At 63.4% G+C, this 16,673-nt stretch carries 15 protein-coding genes; 8 read left to right on the forward strand and 7 right to left on the reverse strand.

What is annotated here, in order from left to right:
* On the reverse strand, positions 1-1,611 hold the full coding sequence (locus AB7290_RS27990; RefSeq protein ID WP_193560907.1) for an ABC transporter substrate-binding protein: 1,611 nt from the start codon (positions 1,609-1,611) through the stop codon (positions 1-3).
* Between the two features lie 322 nt (positions 1,612-1,933).
* Here AB7290_RS27990 and AB7290_RS27995 point away from each other — a divergent pair, with 322 nt between their 5' ends.
* On the forward strand, positions 1,934-3,274 hold the full coding sequence (locus AB7290_RS27995; RefSeq protein WP_085404158.1) for an LLM class flavin-dependent oxidoreductase: 1,341 nt from the start codon (positions 1,934-1,936) through the stop codon (positions 3,272-3,274).
* A gap of 13 nt (positions 3,275-3,287) precedes the next feature.
* On the opposite strand, the gene AB7290_RS28000 is transcribed toward AB7290_RS27995, so the two are convergent.
* Entirely contained in the window at positions 3,288-4,379 is a 1,092-nt protein-coding gene (locus AB7290_RS28000; RefSeq protein ID WP_085404159.1) for an LLM class flavin-dependent oxidoreductase, read from the reverse strand.
* Between the two features lie 297 nt (positions 4,380-4,676).
* Between AB7290_RS28000 and AB7290_RS28005 the strand changes: the two genes are divergently transcribed.
* Genes AB7290_RS28005 through epsC form a run of 6 tightly spaced genes read left to right on the forward strand, consistent with a single transcriptional unit; the run spans position 4,677 to position 10,003 of the window.
* Positions 4,677-5,474: an ABC transporter permease subunit gene (locus tag AB7290_RS28005; RefSeq protein ID WP_085404212.1), complete on the forward strand. Its 798-nt coding sequence runs from the start codon at positions 4,677-4,679 to the stop codon at positions 5,472-5,474.
* Positions 5,471-6,199 (forward strand): ABC transporter ATP-binding protein, encoded by a 729-nt coding sequence (locus tag AB7290_RS28010; protein ID WP_085404160.1) that lies wholly within the window; start codon positions 5,471-5,473, stop codon positions 6,197-6,199. Before AB7290_RS28005 ends, AB7290_RS28010 begins: the two co-directional genes overlap by 4 nt.
* 18 nt (positions 6,200-6,217) lie before the next feature.
* Positions 6,218-7,222, forward strand: coding sequence for an NrtA/SsuA/CpmA family ABC transporter substrate-binding protein (locus tag AB7290_RS28015; protein ID WP_085404161.1), 1,005 nt, complete (start codon positions 6,218-6,220; stop codon positions 7,220-7,222).
* Between the two features lie 24 nt (positions 7,223-7,246).
* A complete protein-coding gene (locus AB7290_RS28020; protein ID WP_085404162.1) occupies positions 7,247-8,479 on the forward strand; it encodes an acyl-CoA dehydrogenase family protein in 1,233 nt (410 codons plus the stop codon).
* Between the two features lie 44 nt (positions 8,480-8,523).
* Positions 8,524-9,096, forward strand: a complete 573-nt coding sequence (locus AB7290_RS28025) for a flavin reductase family protein (protein WP_085404163.1) — start codon at positions 8,524-8,526, stop codon at positions 9,094-9,096.
* The gene (gene epsC / locus AB7290_RS28030) at positions 9,086-10,003 is read left to right on the forward strand and encodes a serine O-acetyltransferase EpsC (protein ID WP_085404164.1); all 918 of its coding nucleotides are present in this window, start codon (positions 9,086-9,088) and stop codon (positions 10,001-10,003) included. The genes AB7290_RS28025 and epsC overlap by 11 nt, the downstream gene beginning before the upstream one ends.
* On the opposite strand, the gene AB7290_RS28035 is transcribed toward epsC, so the two are convergent.
* The 5 genes from AB7290_RS28035 to AB7290_RS28055 form a co-directional block, all read right to left on the reverse strand.
* Positions 10,000-10,866: an ABC transporter permease gene (locus AB7290_RS28035; protein ID WP_085404165.1), complete on the reverse strand. Its 867-nt coding sequence runs from the start codon at positions 10,864-10,866 to the stop codon at positions 10,000-10,002. The genes epsC and AB7290_RS28035 overlap by 4 nt on opposite strands.
* Entirely contained in the window at positions 10,859-11,716 is an 858-nt protein-coding gene (locus AB7290_RS28040) for an ABC transporter ATP-binding protein (RefSeq protein ID WP_085404166.1), read from the reverse strand. The genes AB7290_RS28035 and AB7290_RS28040 overlap by 8 nt, the downstream gene beginning before the upstream one ends.
* Positions 11,713-12,771 (reverse strand): ABC transporter substrate-binding protein, encoded by a 1,059-nt coding sequence (locus AB7290_RS28045; RefSeq protein ID WP_193560908.1) that lies wholly within the window; start codon positions 12,769-12,771, stop codon positions 11,713-11,715. Before AB7290_RS28045 ends, AB7290_RS28040 begins: the two co-directional genes overlap by 4 nt.
* A 22-nt stretch (positions 12,772-12,793) precedes the next feature.
* Positions 12,794-13,720, reverse strand: coding sequence for a TauD/TfdA dioxygenase family protein (locus tag AB7290_RS28050; RefSeq protein WP_085404214.1), 927 nt, complete (start codon positions 13,718-13,720; stop codon positions 12,794-12,796).
* A gap of 297 nt (positions 13,721-14,017) precedes the next feature.
* Positions 14,018-15,457: an FAD-dependent oxidoreductase gene (locus tag AB7290_RS28055; RefSeq protein ID WP_085404167.1), complete on the reverse strand. Its 1,440-nt coding sequence runs from the start codon at positions 15,455-15,457 to the stop codon at positions 14,018-14,020.
* A gap of 373 nt (positions 15,458-15,830) precedes the next feature.
* Between AB7290_RS28055 and AB7290_RS28060 the strand changes: the two genes are divergently transcribed.
* Positions 15,831-16,667, forward strand: coding sequence for a class I SAM-dependent methyltransferase (locus tag AB7290_RS28060; protein ID WP_085404168.1), 837 nt, complete (start codon positions 15,831-15,833; stop codon positions 16,665-16,667).
* The last annotated feature ends 6 nt before the right edge of the window (positions 16,668-16,673 follow it).

Raw genomic sequence — 16,673 nt, forward strand, 5'->3', positions numbered from 1 at the left:
CTACTTCTTCGCGATCCAGAAATCGTAGGCGCTGGACGGCGAGTCGAGGCCGGCCTCGAAGCCCAGACCGTTGACGTTGCTCTTCGCCGCCAGGAACCAGCTCGGCGCGAACAACGGCACGATGAAGGCCTGGTCCACACCCCGCTTCTGAATCGCGTCGGTGAGCTGCCGCTTGCGGACAGGATCGGTCGTCCGCAACGACTCGTCGATCTGGCTCGTGATCTCCTGGTCTGGATTGGGAATGTTGGAATAGAGGAAGCCCTTCGATCCCAGCATGTCCCAGAGCTCGCGGGCAGGATCGGACGGATTGTCCGTATTGGGATAGATCACCCAGGTGCCGTTGGCGTTGTTCTTGGCGTATTCGCCCGCCGTGATCAGGCGCAGGTTGAGATCGAGGCCGACATTCTTGCGCAACGCCGCCTGGACGCCCTGGATAAGGATGTCGCGATTGTCGCGCACATAGGGCTGCGGATAGCCGACCTCGATCGAGAGGCGCTTGCCGTCCTTGGTGCGGAAGCCTTCGGAATCGCGGCCAGTCCAGCCGGCTTCGTCGAGCAGCTTGTTGGCGCCAGCAATGTCGTTGCCCCAGGAACCGACCAGTGCCTTGTTATAGGCGGGATTGGCCGGGCCGATGATCGACCAGGCGCGCGGCACGGTGCCGAGATAGACCTGCTTCACGATCGGCTCCAGATCGAAACCGTCGCGCAGCGCGCGGCGCACGCGAACATCGTCCGCCGGCGGGCGCGTGTAGTTGATGTTGAAGGTGAAGGACGTGCTGGCGCCGGACGGGCCGGTCAGCAGCTTGAAGCCCGGCTGCTCCGCGAACAGCGGCGCATCGGTCGGCTGCACGCCCTCGATCAGATCCACCTGCCCCGAGGTCAATGCGCCCGTGCGAACGGCATATTCGGGGAGGAAGCGGAAAGTGACGCGGTCCAGATGAGCAGGTCCGTTATGCGCGGCATTGCCAGGCGCCCAGTTATAGGCCGCGTTGCGCGCGAACACCGCGGACTGGCCGCGCGTGTAGCTCTCGAACACGAACGGTCCCGTGCCGGCCAACCCGCGTCCACCTCCGCAGAGATCACCCTTCGCCAGCGATTTCGGCGAGATCAGGCCGAGCTTCACATTCGAGGTCGACTCCAGGAAACTCGAATCCGGCGTCGACAACACCAGTTTGACCACATAGGGCGAGACCACTTCGGCACGATCGTAGGCCTGGAGCAGCGAGACCGCGGTGACCGCGTTCTCGGGCTTCTTGACGAAATCGTAGTTGGCCTTGACCGCTGCAGCGTCGAACTTCTCCCCGTCGTGGAAGACGACGTCTTCCCTCAGTCTGTATGTGTATTCCTTGCCGTCGGTCGAAATCGACCACTCGGTCGCAAGCCAGGGTGCGAACGTGCCATCCGCCTTCTTCGCGATCAGCGAGTCGATGTAATTGCGGGCCACGAAGAACGCGGCCTGCTGTGACGAATAATGCGGATCGAAGCATGATGGCTCGGTCGTCACGCCCCACCGCAACGCGCCTCCGGAAACCGGCTTGTCTTCGGCATACGCTACATTCGACGCAAGCAAGGCAATCGCCACGCCGCTCACCAGCAAATTATTCTTCTTCATCCGCGTCACTCGCAATCGTTTCTGCTGCTGCCCCTGCAATCGGCGCATCGAACATCATCAATTGAAGGATGACGTTCGTTTACGCTTCATCCGATCTGCACGAGGCGTTATCTCTTGTTGCATCGCGATGTAATTCGTCGTCGCGCGCAAACGCAACATGCAAACGGTCGCGACCGCGGCTGCACATGAAGTTTGAAAAATTATTCGAGCACTCACGCCGACGGTGGATGAAATCGACGACGTCGAACGCCAATCCGACAATTCGATGCTGCGCGATCGTTGCGTATCGTGACCCGACAACCAGCTGACCTTTGGAATCCCCATGTCGCCACGCCAATTGCACCTGAACGTCAACCTGCTTCACTCCGGCGTATATCCGTCAGCCTGGCGACTGCCCGACAGCGATCCACGCGCCTTCTTCGATCTCGGTCATTATGTGCGCGTGGCTCAGATTGCCGAGCGCGGCAAGTTTGACGCAATCTTTCTGGCGGACTCGCCAGCCGTGAACGACCGCATCGACTGCCGGTCGTTCACGTCGATGGAGCCAACCATCGTGCTGGCAACAGTTGCCGCAACGACCAGGCACGTCGGTCTGATTGGAACGGTGTCGACGACCTACAACGAGCCCTACAACATCGCACGCCGTTTCGTGACGCTCGATCACGCCAGCGGCGGCCGCTCGGGATGGAACGCGGTCACCACGGCAGATGCCGCTTCAGGCCGCAATTTCGGTCTGTCGTCGGTGACGGAACACAAGGCCCGCTACGAGCGCGCCAAGGAGTTCACGGAAGTCGTCCACGCATTGTTCGACAGCTGGGAGGACGACGCCTTTGTGGGCGACAAGGCGAGCGCGCGATTTGTTGATACGTCGAAAGTGCACCCGATCGCGCACCGCGGCCCGCATTACTCGGTGGCCGGACCTCTGAACGTCCCACGCTCGCCGCAGGGGCGACCGGTCACGGTGCAGGCGGGTGGCTCGAATGACGGGCGCGATTTCGCGGCAGCTTATGCAGAAGCCGTATTCACGCTGGCGCAAAGCATCGAGGAAGGCGTCGCGTATGCGCGCGATCTGCGCGCACGCGCCGCGTCCTATCGTCGTTCCGGCGATTCCATCGTCATTCTGCCCGGGCTCGCCACCGTCATCGGCAGCACCGAGGCCGAAGCCAAGCGGCGACAGGACGAGCTCTGGGAACTGGTGCCGATCGAATACAGCCTGGCGCGGTTGGCCGGCACGCTTCAGATCGACCCTACCCTCCTCGAGCTCGACAAGCCCCTGCCGGATCCCCTGCCGCTTCCGGTCAATGCCAACCACACCATGTTCCAAGGCACCGTGAATATCGCACGGCGTGGCAATCTCACAGTCCGACAGCTGATCCGCGCGCTCGGAGGCGGCGTCGGACATCGCATCATCGTCGGCACGCCGGAGCAGATCGCCGACGACATCGAGGCTTGGTTCAAGGCGGGTGCCGCCGACGGTTTCAACCTCATGCCAGACGTACTGCCGTCCGGTCTGGAGACCTTCGTCGATACCGTCGTGCCCATCCTACAGAGTCGCGGGCTGTTCCGCACCGAGTACGCCGGCTCGACGCTGCGCGATCATTTTGGCCTGCAGCGACCAGTGAGCCGATATGCGAAGCGGTCGCCGGAGGTCGCATCAGCCTAGCTGTCCCGACTATCTATCCCAGAGATCGAGCCCGCCCGTCGGCGGGCTTGGCCGATCGCCTGGCCCGCACGCGCGGAATTACCTCGAGTGCAAATCGCCGCATCTCGGCCTCGAACGGCTGGAATTGCAGCATGAAGAGCTCGATGCCGGCCGCATGGAACGCCTCGATGCGCTCCGCCACCTCGTCATAGCTCCCGACCAGCCCCGCGGCAGTACCGCCATTGCTGCCAACGCGCGGGGTCTTCTGCATGGTCTGCATCATCACGACCTTGGGGTCGGTGTTCTGCTTCAGGATCGCCTTCATCGGCGCGTCCTTCGCGGCGAGGCTCAGCAACCGCTCATGGGCGGCTTGCGCCTGCTCCCTGGTTTCGCGGGCGACGACGAAGGCCGACAGACCAAAACGCAGCGGCGGCGTGTCACCGCGCGGACGTGCCGCGACATCGGCGATCAGGCCGGCGACATCCTCCAGCGGTTGGCCATTGATGAACCAGACGTCGCCATGGCCGGCGACCAGATCGCGCGCCGGCTCCGACTCGCCGCCGACATAAATGGCCGGCCGCTTGCGGTACAAGCTGGTCGGACGCAGCGCATAGTCGGTGACGTTGAAATGCTCGCCCGCATAATTGAGGCGCTCGCCTTCCATGAGGCGCGAGACGACCGATATCCACTCGCGGCCGTAGGCGTAGCGTGCATCGTGTTCCGGGAAGCCGATCCCCGCCTTCTCCAGTTCCGGGCGGTTCCAGGCATTGACGAGATTGAGCGCGAACCGGCCACGGCTGATGTTCTCGATCCCCAGCGCCAGCTTCGCTAGCACCACGGGGTGATAGAGATAGGGCTTGATCGCGGCGATGATCTCGATGCGCTTAGTCAGCGCCGCGATCGCTGCCGCGGCGCTCCAGGCCTCGAGCTGATCGAGGTCCTCCTGATGCGGATTGATCGTGTGCTGCGCGATCAGCGTGGAATCGTAGCCGAGCTCTTCGGCTGCGAGAATGAGATCGCGATTGCGCTCCCAGGATGCATCATAGGGCTCTTCCGGATCCTGATGCGCCGCGCGCGGCCCGTGCACCAGGGCCCAGATGCCGAAGCGAAGAGGTGCAGTCGCCATCGTGCTCTCCTGTGACTTTCTCTCGTCAAGTTCTCGATCGTCGCCTGTTCTCGCCAAGGCCTGACGCAAGATCAAGCACATCCGCCTCAAAAGATTTTCTTTGTCGCGCAGCGGCACCGTGGCGACAGCAGATCACTCCGGAGCGAACGACAATTGAAATAGCGCTCTATTTCTGTCGGCACGATTTCATGGGACATTTTGCGCTGAACAAGGTTTCACGTCTTGAGCAATATCGAACTGAGCCAAATCGACCGCACGACAATCGTCGCTGACAACGCGCCGTCATCGCAAGGCAGCATGAAATCGCCTGCGGCGGCAAGCAAGCTTGGCGCTCGCGGCCTCCAGCTCCTGTCCTGGGTTGCACCCCTGCTGCTCGTTGTCGTTTGGGAGGCACTTGCACAGGCGGGATGGCTTTCGCCGCAGGTGCTGCCTGCACCAAGCAAGGTGATCCGAACGGCGTACAAGCTCGTAACCACCGGGACCCTGTTGAACGATCTCGGCGTCAGCCTGCTGCGTGCCGCGGCGGGCTTTGCGATCGGGTCTGCGGTCGGCGCCACGCTTGGCATCCTTGTCGGCTTCTCGCGGGTAGCGGAAGCCGCGATCGACCGCAGCGTGCAGATGATCAGGGCCATCCCTTTCCTCGCCGCGCTCCCCCTCGTCATCGTCTGGCTGGGCGTCGGCGAAGCGGAAAAGATCTTCCTTGTCGCACTTGGCGTCACGTTCCCGATCTACATCAATACGGTGCTCGGTATCCGCCAGGTCGATCCCAAGCTGCTCGAGTTGGGGCGCGTCCAGGGCCTGAGGTCGCTTCAACTGATCCGCCGGATCATCCTTCCCGGCGCGCTGCCGTCGATCCTGACCGGTGTTCGTTACGCTCTCGCCACGGCGTGGCTCGCGCTGGTCGTGGCTGAAACCATCGGCGCGCAGTCGGGGATCGGCTTTCTCGCGATGGATGCGCGCGAATTCCTGCGCACCGATGTGATCGTCCTGACGATCGTGATCTACGCGCTGATCGGCGTCGCGGCCGACGCCATGGCGCGCTTTCTCGAACAGCGTCTCCTCGCCTGGCATCCGAATTACGGAGCAGCGAGATGAACGTGCACGTCGCTCCGCAGCCCTCCGCGCCGTTCGAATCCGGACCGGCCGTCGTTGTCAGCAACCTCGTCCGCAGCTACGGCAGCCGCGTCGTGATCGAGAAGCTGAACCTACGCATCGATCGTGGCGAATTCGTCGCCCTGCTCGGCGAGAGCGGGTGCGGCAAGACAACATTGTTGCGGGCGCTGGCCGGGCTCGACCCCATCCAGGGGGGCCGTATCGTGGCGCCCCGCCGGCCGGCCGTGGTGTTTCAGGAGCATCGGCTGCTGCCCTGGGACAATCTCTGGCGCAATGTGGCGCTCGGCTTGCAGGTTCCGGATCCTCGCGAACGCGCCGCCGAAGCGCTCACCGAGGTCGGCCTCGGCGACAGGCTCGACGACTGGCCGCGCAATCTTTCAGGCGGACAAGCCCAGCGCGTTGCCCTCGCCCGCGCGCTGGTGCAGCAGCCCGAGCTTCTGCTGCTCGACGAGCCGTTTGCCGCGCTCGATGCGCTCACCCGTATCCGCATGCACGAGCTGGTCCGCGAGCTGGTGGCCAATCATCAGCCCGGCGTCCTGCTCGTCACCCACGATGTCGACGAAGCCATCGCGCTGGCCGATCGCATCCTCGTGATGCGCAACGGCGCAATCGCCTACGAGCATCGCGCCGGGCGTGGAAGCTCGGCATCCATCTCGCGCGCCGAACTCCTTAGCGAGCTTGGCGTGGTCTCCCATTCTCCCAGCTAGGTCATCCGGAAGGCAAAAATGTCCGACTCATCGATCGCCAAACCATCCCGGCGCAGCTTCCTCGGCTCCGCAGCCTTTGGCATTGGCGCGCTCGCCGGCATGAATATCAGCGAATTCGCCCAGGCCGCGCCTGGCCGTACCACCGACACGGTCCGCCTGACCTGGGGCCTGAGCGGCCTCAATCTGATCGCCAAGGAGCGCGGCGAGTTCGAGAAGGTGCTGGCCAAGGATGGCATCAAGGTCGAGTGGCTCGGCCCCTTCCCGAATCATGCGCCGACCTTGCAGGCGGTGACGGGCGGCAGCGCGGATTTCAGCTTTGGCGGCAGCACCACGCCTGCGCTCGCCGCTATCATCGCCGGCTCGCCGCTGGTGTTCACCCAGTTCGTGGTCTACGAGCCCCGCACCACGGCGATCATCGCCAAAGACGGCTCCGGCATCGACAAGGTCGAAGACCTCGTCGGCAAGTCGGTCGCGGTCAATCGCTCAGGCCTCGGCGAGTTCCTGCTGGTCGCGGCGCTCGAGAAACACAAGGTCGACCGCTCCGCGGTGAAGTTCGTCTATCTCAATCCTCCTGATGCGGCGCCGGCGCTCGCCTCCGGCAAGGTCGACGCCTGGTCGATGTGGAGCCCTGGCGTCGACATCGCCCGGCTCGAATACAAGGCGCACGACATCTTTCTGGAAGGCCGCGATCTCGAATTCCAGATCGACTACACGTCCTATCTGACCACCCGCAAGTTCGCGACCGACAATCCCGCGCTCGTCCGCGCCGTGAATGACGCGTTCCGCGCCGAGGGCAAGTGGATCTCGGAGAACTGCAAGGATGCCGAGTACATCGCGCAGAAGGCCGGGAAATACAGCGATCAGGTCCGCGACCAGTTCATCGCGATGAACCGCAAATACCGCTACTTCGCGGTCAACGACGAGCGCTTCATCAGCGAGCTGCAAAAGGCCGCCGACTGGCTCGTGGCCCGCAAGGTTCTGCCGGAGCCGGTCAAGGTGACCGATCATCTCGCCCAGCTCTGAAAACGCTACCAACAGGCCAAGACAATGAACAAGACTGTATCCGCCCCCTCTCTCGGCACATCCGAGCCGATCAAGGCTGGCTCGCCGGAGCTGGAGGCTCTGCTCAACCAGATCGCCGAGGGGGCCAGCGACCGCGAGCGCGACCGCGTCCTGCCCTTCGAGGTTATCGATCTCATCCGGCGGGCACGCCTTGGCGCGTTGCGGCTGCCGTTGGACGCCGGTGGCGCCGGCAGCACGATCCGCGATCTCTTCGCCTTCGTCATTCGCCTCGGCGAGGCCGACGCCAATGTCGCGCATATCCTGCGCAACCATTTCAGCGTGGTCGAGCGCCTGGTGCGTTCCCCCAAGGACGAGCAGAGCCGGCAATGGCAGAAGGCGGTCGCCGAGGGCGCCATCATCGGACTTGCGACGACCGAGCTTGAAAGCCCGCGCGTCGGCAATGTCACGCCCGGGACGACGTTCACGCCCGACGGGAACGGCGATTATCTGCTGAACGGCACCAAATACTACAGCACAGGCACGTTGTACTCGGATTATGTGCTGGTGCGCGCGGCCGATCCGTCCGGAGCGACGGGCGCCACGATCGTGCCGATCAAGCGCGAGGGAATCGAGCTGGTCGACGACTGGGACGGGCTCGGGCAGCGACTTACCGCAACCGGCACGACGCACTTCCGTAACGTCAAGGTCAGGCGCGAGGAAGTGGTGTTCGATACGCCGGACGGCGGTTATGGCGTGCCCTATTCCAACACGTTTGCACAGCTCTTCCTGACGGCGGTCGTTGCCGGCATTGCACGCGCGACGCTGCGCGATGCGACAGCCCTGGTCCGCTCGCGCAAGCGTACGTTTTACTACGCGCCCACCGAGATCCCGACCGACGATCCGCTCCTGCAACAGACGGTCGGCCAGATCGCCAGCGGCGCTTTTGCGGCCGAGACGGTGGTGCTGGCGGCCGCCGAGGCGCTCGACATTGCAACCGATGCGTTCGACGCCGGCGCGGCGAACGCTACAGAGGCGGCGCACACCGCCGCGCTGCTCTCGGCAAAGGCCAAGATCATCACCGATGATTTCGCCATCCGAGGTGGCAGCCTGCTGTTCGATGTCGGCGGCGCATCGGCGACCAAGAAGGTCACCAACTTCGACCGTCACTGGCGCAATGCGCGCACGCTCTCTTCGCACAATCCGACCACCTACAAGGCGCGTTCGATCGGTGAACACGAGATCAACGGCACGCCGTTGCCCGCGAAGGGCTTTTTCTGAGAGCGAACAGGCCGATCCACGGCGTCCGATGCGAGGAGCGACAGATGGGAAAGTCCGACATTCATCTGGTCAGCGGCGATGACGAGGTCGAGCATCAGTTTCGAGCCGTGATGCGGCGCCTGGCCGGCGGCGTCACCATCATCACGGCCGGCCGCGACGAGGACATCACCGGCATGACGGTGACGTCCCTGACATCGCTCAGCGCCAGTCCGCCCCGGCTACTAGTCAGCGTCAACCGGCAGGCCTCGTCCTTTGCTCGAATCGCGCGCTACGGCGTATTCGGCGTCAACATTCTGGGATCGGATCAGCAGGCCCTCGCCGGGCGCTTCAGCGACGGAAGCTTGAAGGGCCACGAGCGCTTCGACGGGATCAGATGGTCCGCGGGGGCGGCCGGCGTGCCGCTGCTTGGCGACACTCTCGCAACCATCGAATGCAAGGTCGAGGAAATCATCGAACGGCACTCGCATGGCATCATCATCGGCAGCCTGTTGAGCTTCGAGCTGTCCCGCGAACTGTCGGGCCTGGTGTACTGGAACGGCCAGTACATCAGGATCACCCATGACTTCGACCTCGACCTCCTCGCCGAGATCAGCATTCCGTTGGCCCATGTCAGATAACCCGCCGGAATCGCCCAGCGGCGGGCGCTGGCAGCTTGACAGGATTGTCGCCGAGCTTCGCCTCTCGCGCGAAGAAACACACAGCATAAGGCGCGACGGAGAGGCGCGACGCGCTCCCTCGCGCGAGGCGCTTCAGGCCATTCTGGATGGCCTCACCGAGGCGCTGTTTCCGAGGCATTACGGTCAGTTCGACCTCGACGGCGAGAATATCGACTATTTCGTCGGCAATCGCCTGAGCATCGCCCTCGACGGCCTTTGCGACCAGATCCACCGCGGCGCACGATTCGTCGGCGACGAGCTGATCCCGGGCTACCGGCGTGAGGACGCGGTCGAGCTGACGCGGCAGTTCGGCGAGCGCCTGCCGGTGGTGCGTGGACTCCTGATCTCCGATCTGAGAGCCGCCTTCGTCGGCGATCCCGCAGCCAGGAACTTTCCGGAGATCCTGATCGGATATCCGGGCATGACGGCGATCATCCATCACCGGCTGGCACATATCCTTGATGGGCTCAATGCGCGCTTGATCGCCCGACTTGTCGCGGAGATCGCTCATACGAGAACCGGGATCGACATTCACCCCGGCGCCAGCATCGGATCCGGCTTCTTCATTGATCACGGGACCGGTGTGGTCATCGGGGAGACCGCAATCATCGGCGACAATGTCCGGATCTATCAGGCCGTGACGCTCGGCGCGCGCCATTTTCCAACCGACGACGATGGCCATTTGATCAAGGGCGATGCACGGCATCCGATCGTCGAGGACGACGTCGTGATTTATGCCGGCGCAACCATCTTCGGTCGGATCACGATCGGCCGGGGCGCGACGATCGGCGGCAACGTCTGGGTCACCCAGGACGTGCCGCCGAACAGCATCGTGACGCAGGCCACCGCCCGCAACAAGCAGGGTTAGGCGGCCGGCGCCTTCCAGCGCATCAGGCGGCGCTCCAGCGTCTCGAGGATCGCGTTGAAGACGAGGCCGATCACGGTAATGCCCAGGATGCCAAAATACATCTGGGGGATCAGGAAGCTGTATTGGCTGTTGATGATGAGATAGCCGAGCCCCGATTTCGCGCCGACCATTTCTGACGCCACCAGGACCAGCATCGCGGATGCGCTCGCTAGACGGATGCCGACGAAGATTGTCGGCAATGATGCCGGCAGGATCACCTTCCGGAACAACTGGCTCGGTGTCGCGCCCATCGTCCGCGCTGACTTGACCAGCAGCGGATCGACCTGGCGTACGGCCGCGATCGTATTGAGCAGCAGCGGCCAGGCGCAGCTATAAACCACCATGGTGACCTTCGAGAGCTCTCCGATCCCGAGGAGCAGGATAAACACCGGCAGCAGAGCCAGCGGCGCCGTGTTACGGGCGATCTCGATGATCTGGTTCAGGAAGTCGCCCAGCCGGGCGTACCATCCCGTCAGCACACCCAACGGCACGAACAGGACAATGGCGATCAGGAAGCCGCTCAGGGCTCGCAGCAGGCTTGCACCGACGTCGTCATAGAGTTCACCGCTCTGCGCGAGCTGCCAGCCCGCGGCGATCACCTCGGAGAACGGCGGCAGGAACGTCACGTCGATCAACCCGAGGCGCGGCGTCGTCTCCCAGACAGCCAGGAACACCAGCAGCAGCAGGGATCGTTGCCCGATGATGCCGAACCATCGCACCAGGCTGCCCGTCGCGGCGGCAACCGCGCCGGCGCGTGGTCTGGCCCGATCCTTCGGACTCCCCTCGGCGAGTTCCAGCAGCGTCAGGATCTCCAGATTAGACATGGGCCAACTCCTTCTTTCCTGCACGCTCGCCGTCCGGCGCGGGCACCTGGGAGCCCCGCGCCTTCAACACTTCGTCGCGCAGCAAGGACCACACCTCGTGCCTGACCTGCCCGAACTGGGGCAGCGAGCGGACGTCCTCGGTCTCGCTGTGCAGCTCGGCGGGAATATCGACAATCTGCTTGATCCGGCCGGGGCGCGAGGTCATCACGGCCACGCGCTGGCCGAGCACGACGGCCTCGTCGATGCCGTGCGTGATGAACAGGATGGTTTTCCCGGTCCTGCGCCAGATCCGCAGCAGCTCGCCTTGCAGCGTCTCACGCGTCTGTGCGTCGAGCGCGGCAAAGGGCTCGTCCATCAGCAGCACCTCCGGATCGTAGGCAAGGCTTCGCGCGATCGCGACGCGCTGCTTCATACCGCCGGAGAGTTCGTGCGGATAGCGATCGGCAAAGCCGGACAGTCCGACTAAATCGAGATAATGCAGAGCCCGCTCGCGCCGCTCCCTGGCTTTGAGACCCGCAATATCGAGCCCGAACTCGACGTTCTGCGCGGCTGTACGCCAGGGGAACAGCGCGTACTGCTGGAACACAATGCCGCGGTCGCGCGCCGGGCCCTCGATGACCTTGCCATCGAGCAGGATGCGTCCGCTGCTCGGCGCCGTCAGTCCGCCGAGCAGATCCAGCAAGGTCGACTTGCCGCAGCCGCTCGGCCCGACCAGCGCCAGGAATTCGCCGGCACGAACATCCAGCGTGATATCATCGAGCGCGGTGAAGCTCTGCGCCGGCCCGCCATCCTTGCCGCGGACCAGGAACTCCTTGCGGACGTGCTCGAAGCGGATCTTGGCCATGGTCATTTGGCCTCCGCGGTCTTGCCGGGGCGGAAATGGTTGAACTCGTTGGTATAGATGTCCGATGGCTTGAGCTGGTCCTGCTTCAACAGACCGTCCTTGACCAGCCAGTCGATCCACACCTGGAGCTCAGCATCGCCGATCACCCCGCCCCTGGTCGCGACACCCGTGCTCTTCCAGTATTTGATGGGTGTTGCGTCCTCGTTGCGCTTGCGATCGGCAATGATGCGTTCGAAGCGGGCGCGGACCTCCTCGGGCGGCGTTGTCTGCGCCCAGGCGATGGCACGGGACACGCCCTCGATCAGCTTGCGGGACGCGTTGGGATTGTCCTTGATGAACTTGTCTCGCAAGACATAGGAGCCGCCAGTGAAGTTTCCGAAGATGTCAGAGTCCGCGAACAGCCTGCGGATGCCGCCGCGCTCCAGCGCCTTGTCGCGCAGCACGCCGTTCAGCGTGCTGACCTCGACCTGCCCCTGCCGCAGAGCCTGCTCACCGGTGACCGGCGGGATCGCAACCAGCGCCACTTGCTTCGCCTCCGCCGGCGTCAGGCCATTGCGGGCCAGATACTCGCGCAGCACGAATTCGAGATGCGCCCCCAGCGTGTTCACCGCGACCTTCTTGCCGATCAGGTCGCGCGCGGACTTGATCGGACTGTCCTCCTTCACGTAGTAGCCGTTGTAGGTGTTGTCGTCCGAGCCGTAATAGCCGACAACAGCCTTGATCGGCGCCCTGGCTGCGATCAGCTTGATGATCGCGCCATAGAACGCGCCGCCGATATCGATGTCGCCGGTGACGACGGTCTGGATGTCCTGCGGACCGCTGATGGTGTTGCCGACCCATTTGAGCTTGAGCGGCGCGAGATAGCCGAGATCGTCGGCCAGTTCGATGAACGTCACCTGCCCGGCCCAGCCCTGGTAACGAATCTCGGTCTTTTCGAGCTGCGCCTCGGCCATGGCACTGCTGGCGAGAGCCGTCAGGCCGAGGCCGGCCAGACCTAGTTGCCGCCCTCTTGCCCGCAGGCCGGCAACCAGACGACGCAACGCAGAGATAGCGATCTTCATTGTGTTCACTCCATTGCTCGGTTCAGGCGGCCTTCGCCTGGGGCTTCGCCGCCTTGACGCGGGTCACGCTGCTGCGGCCGTCGATGCTGACCGGCACCTCGCCATCGATGGTGGCACGCCGGACCACGCGGTGCTGGTCGCCATAATCGTTGACCGCGTAGTGCTGGGTCGCGCGATTGTCCCAGATCACCACGTCACCTTGCCGCCAGCTCCAGCGCACGGTGTTCTCGGGTGCGGTGATGTGCGACTGGAACAGGTCGAACAGTTTCTGGCTGTCGTAATTCGAAAGGCCGACAAAGCGCTGGACGAAATTGCCGAGCACCAGCGTCCGTTCCCCGGTTTCGGGATGGACGCGAACGACGGGATGCTCGGTCTCGTAGACGGTCGCCGTGAAGACCTCCTCGAATTGCTTCCGGTCAGCCTCGCTCGCACGGGTCTTGACTGCGTAGTCGTAGGCATTGCTGTGCACCGCCCACAGCTCGTCCGCGAGCTTGCGCAGCGGAGCCGGCAGATCCAGATAGGACGCCGCCGTGTTCGACCAGATCGTGTCGCCGCCGAACTCGGGGATCACGACGCCGCGCAAGACTGAGATCTTCGGATAAGCGTCGACGAATGTGACGTCGGTGTGCCACTGGTCGGCGCGCCCGCCTCCGCGCGCGGAGTCAAGTTCGAGGATCGAGGCCGTTCCCGTGGTGGCGCCGACCGTGGGATGTGGCACCAGCTTGCCGAGCCGATGGGCAAAACGCTCCTGCTCGGCATCGTCGAGATGATTCTGGTCACGGAAGAAGATGACTTTGTGCTCGAGCAGCACCTGGTTGATCGCCGCAATCGTGCGATCCGGAAGATCGCCCGAAAGCTTGATGTTCCTGATTTCGGCGCCGATACGGGCCGATCGCTTGACGATATCCGAACGCGGAATGACGTTGTCGATGGTGATTCCGTCTGTCATGTCATCTTCCCCGAGACCGCGATCCATTTGGACAAGGCTCCGCCGTTCGCCGATCGCTGCTGCGATGGCGGAGTGAAAGGCAGTGATGTTGCGATCGATCCTCTTGCGAGACCGCCGTCTGCTCTGGCAACAATCGCGTCTGGCGGGATCTTCCCCAGGGGCTGCATCGATGCAGCCCCTTGTTCAGTCACAGGATGCTAACTCAAGGACTTCGGAAATAGCTTCCAAAGTTCGAGGCCGTTAAGAAACAGACGCATCCACGATCATGGCGTGTCCAGTTGCTACTTGCACTCTGCTCTATTCTGCCGCGACGATATTCGGCGACCGCCAGACGGCCGACGCGTAAAGGGCCGGCTCGAAGTCGTCGGCGATCGGCCCGTTGATCCGCGCCTCGTGCGCCGGAAGGTCGTCAAGGAACAGATCCCTGCTGATCCGCGCCACGACGCCCGGAATATCGCGCTTGAAGCTCGGCACGTCCCCAATCGGCAGGCCGAAGCTGACGAATGCCGCGGGGTTGAACACGTGGATGTTCCGCAAGTAAGGCGCGCGGCCGGGCTCCTTCTCCAGGAATTCATGGCCCGCACCGAGATAAGGGTGTGCGCCCAGGGCCTCGTCCTGCTCGTCCGCGGCCGGAGAATAGCGGTCGCGCCATAGCAGGATCTCGTCGGAAAAGGCGACGAGCTCAGGCCGCTTCGCTAGATCGACCTGGTAGCCCGTACCGGCGATGACGAAATCGAATGCGATGTCGCCCTCCGTCGTGGTCGCGAGCAGCCGCCGTCCGAACGGCTTGGCTGACGTCCACGACGCTGCCAGATGAAGGTGGAAGTTGGGAAACTTGACCGCACGCGCGATTGCATCGGGCGGCGGCGTCGATCCCGCGCGACGGAAGCGAATGGCCTGATGCCAGCGCACCGCGTCCGGGAGCACCCCGTAATTGTCGTATGCGCCCGGATATCCACGCGTCCTGATCACAGGCTCCGAGGCCACCCTGCCGCGTCGCGCAAAGAGATGCACCTCCCTCGCCCCTGCTTCGAGCGCAACTGCCGCGGCATCGAACGCAGAGGCCGCACTGCCCAGCACCGCAACCGACTTGTTTCGCAGCTTGGCGAAATCGATCGCCTCCAACGTATGCGCGTAAAGCTCCTTTGACAGATTGCGGGAGAGCACGTCGGGGACGGACGGACCGCCGTTGCTTGGGAAACCGCTGGCAAGGATGATCTTGCGGGCCGTTTCCGTCTTCGCTTCGCCCGCTATATCGAGATGAAGCCGCAGGTGGTCCTGCGCCGGTTCGATACGAACAAGCTTGGTACGATAGCGCACCTCGATGCCGAGCGTGTTGCGATACCAGTCGAGGTAGGCGGCCCAATCCACGCGAGCAATACGATCGATCGCTTCATATGCGACCGCGCCATGGCGGGCTTCATACCAAGCCTGAAAACTCAGCCCCGGCAGACCAAGCTCCGGTCCGGGCAGCCCCTTCGGCGTGCGCAGCTTGTGCATGCGCGCGCTGCTCAGCCATGGACCGGACGACGCCGCGTCATGTGATGCATCGATCACCGTGACCCTGCCGATGCCGGCACGGCGCAATGCAAAGGCGAAAGCGCTTCCGGATTGCCCGCCCCCGATGATGGCGACGTTGTGGTCGCCCCCATGACGATCCGGAACCCAGTTCTGCGGATCTGGACCAATCAGACGCAAGGTCTCGCGAGCCGCCTCGTCGACATCAGACTGAAACATGTTGCACCCGGATTTGTCTGCATCAGATGCGACCAAATCGTAGAAGCCAACGACACTCAGTCAATGAAATGGAATCGGTTTTGTTTGGCGGCCCGAACAACGAACCCACCGCGAGGGCACAGCGTGTTGAAAGATTTGCGCCGACAGCGCGGAGCAAGCCAGGAAGGGCGACGGGACATTCGCTCGCACGTCGGCTTTCAGTTGAAGCGATCGGTTCGTGACATCATCTACATAATTCGTTCCCGCCGCTAGATTCATGCTCGCGTCGCACCGAACAACGCAAATCCATTTCATCGACTTTTCTTAGCCTGGCAACATAGAGTTCGTCCCGATCAAGCCATCTCGACGGCTGTTGGAGATTTTGGACAGCACGATGTCGACCCACGGCGTCATCAGCCTCGAACAGGACACGCTCGAGCTTGCACGGACCTACGAGCAAGCCGGCATCCTCCAGTTTCACCATGGCAAATTTCTCATTGGACCGCTGGCTTTGAAGTCAGGGGATCGCGTGCTCGATATCGGTGCCGGCACCGGCCGCCTGAGCGAATTCGTCGCGGGACTTGTCGGCCCGACCGGGCGCGTGATCGGCATCGATCCCCTGGAGAACCGGGTCGCCATCGCGCGTCTGCGCGCCTCGGGGACGCTGACCTTCGATGTCGGCCGTGCCGAGGACCTTTCGCGCTTTGGACCCGCGGAATTCGACGCCGTCTACCTCAACAGCGTCTTCCACTGGATCGCGGACAAGCGGCAGGCGCTGCGCGAGATCGAACGCGTCCTCAGGCCGGGCGGCCGGATCGGGCTGAACGTTCAGGATCCGACCAAACCTCACGAGTCGCGAACCCTGCTCCGCCAGGCGATCGAACAGGCCGGCTTCGGCGAGAGAAGCAGCGAGTCGCATCGCGTGCTCGGATCGACTGAGGACGAGCTAAAGGCTCTGTTTGCCGAGGCGGGCTTCGTCGATTACCGAAGCGATCTGCGCTCGCTCATCGATCTCCACGACGACGTGGACTCGGTGCTCGGATGGTCCGAAGCCAGCGCATTCGGCAACTTCCTTGGCAGCTTCTCCTCGGAAGAACGGGCAGCGATTGACGCTGCCTTTGCCGCGCTCGTCGAGGCGAAGCGCACTCCGGAGGGCCTTCGCCTGGAGCGATATCTGCGTTTCGCCTTCGCGCGAAAGCCGAGGTCACGCACCGTCACTTCCGTCTCGTAGCCGCTC

Source organism: Bradyrhizobium sp. 613_E4_N2_2 (genome assembly GCF_052075995.1).
GTDB classification, from domain to species: Bacteria; Pseudomonadota; Alphaproteobacteria; order Rhizobiales; family Xanthobacteraceae; genus Bradyrhizobium; species Bradyrhizobium barranii.

Bases quoted from the DNA above. Each gene is read 5' to 3' on its own strand.
- AB7290_RS27990 (WP_193560907.1), bottom strand. From the start codon at position 1,611: ATGAAGAAGAATAATTTGCTGGTGAGCGGCGTGGCGATTGCCTTGCTT.
- AB7290_RS27995 (WP_085404158.1), top strand. From the start codon at position 1,934: ATGTCGCCACGCCAATTGCACCTGAACGTCAACCTGCTTCACTCCGGC.
- AB7290_RS28000 (WP_085404159.1), bottom strand. From the start codon at position 4,379: ATGGCGACTGCACCTCTTCGCTTCGGCATCTGGGCCCTGGTGCACGGG.
- AB7290_RS28005 (WP_085404212.1), top strand. From the start codon at position 4,677: ATGAAATCGCCTGCGGCGGCAAGCAAGCTTGGCGCTCGCGGCCTCCAG.
- AB7290_RS28010 (WP_085404160.1), top strand. From the start codon at position 5,471: ATGAACGTGCACGTCGCTCCGCAGCCCTCCGCGCCGTTCGAATCCGGA.
- AB7290_RS28015 (WP_085404161.1), top strand. From the start codon at position 6,218: ATGTCCGACTCATCGATCGCCAAACCATCCCGGCGCAGCTTCCTCGGC.
- AB7290_RS28020 (WP_085404162.1), top strand. From the start codon at position 7,247: ATGAACAAGACTGTATCCGCCCCCTCTCTCGGCACATCCGAGCCGATC.
- AB7290_RS28025 (WP_085404163.1), top strand. From the start codon at position 8,524: ATGGGAAAGTCCGACATTCATCTGGTCAGCGGCGATGACGAGGTCGAG.
- epsC (WP_085404164.1), top strand. From the start codon at position 9,086: ATGTCAGATAACCCGCCGGAATCGCCCAGCGGCGGGCGCTGGCAGCTT.
- AB7290_RS28035 (WP_085404165.1), bottom strand. From the start codon at position 10,866: ATGTCTAATCTGGAGATCCTGACGCTGCTGGAACTCGCCGAGGGGAGT.
- AB7290_RS28040 (WP_085404166.1), bottom strand. From the start codon at position 11,716: ATGACCATGGCCAAGATCCGCTTCGAGCACGTCCGCAAGGAGTTCCTG.
- AB7290_RS28045 (WP_193560908.1), bottom strand. From the start codon at position 12,771: ATGAAGATCGCTATCTCTGCGTTGCGTCGTCTGGTTGCCGGCCTGCGG.
- AB7290_RS28050 (WP_085404214.1), bottom strand. From the start codon at position 13,720: ATGACAGACGGAATCACCATCGACAACGTCATTCCGCGTTCGGATATC.
- AB7290_RS28055 (WP_085404167.1), bottom strand. From the start codon at position 15,457: ATGTTTCAGTCTGATGTCGACGAGGCGGCTCGCGAGACCTTGCGTCTG.
- AB7290_RS28060 (WP_085404168.1), top strand. From the start codon at position 15,831: ATGTCGACCCACGGCGTCATCAGCCTCGAACAGGACACGCTCGAGCTT.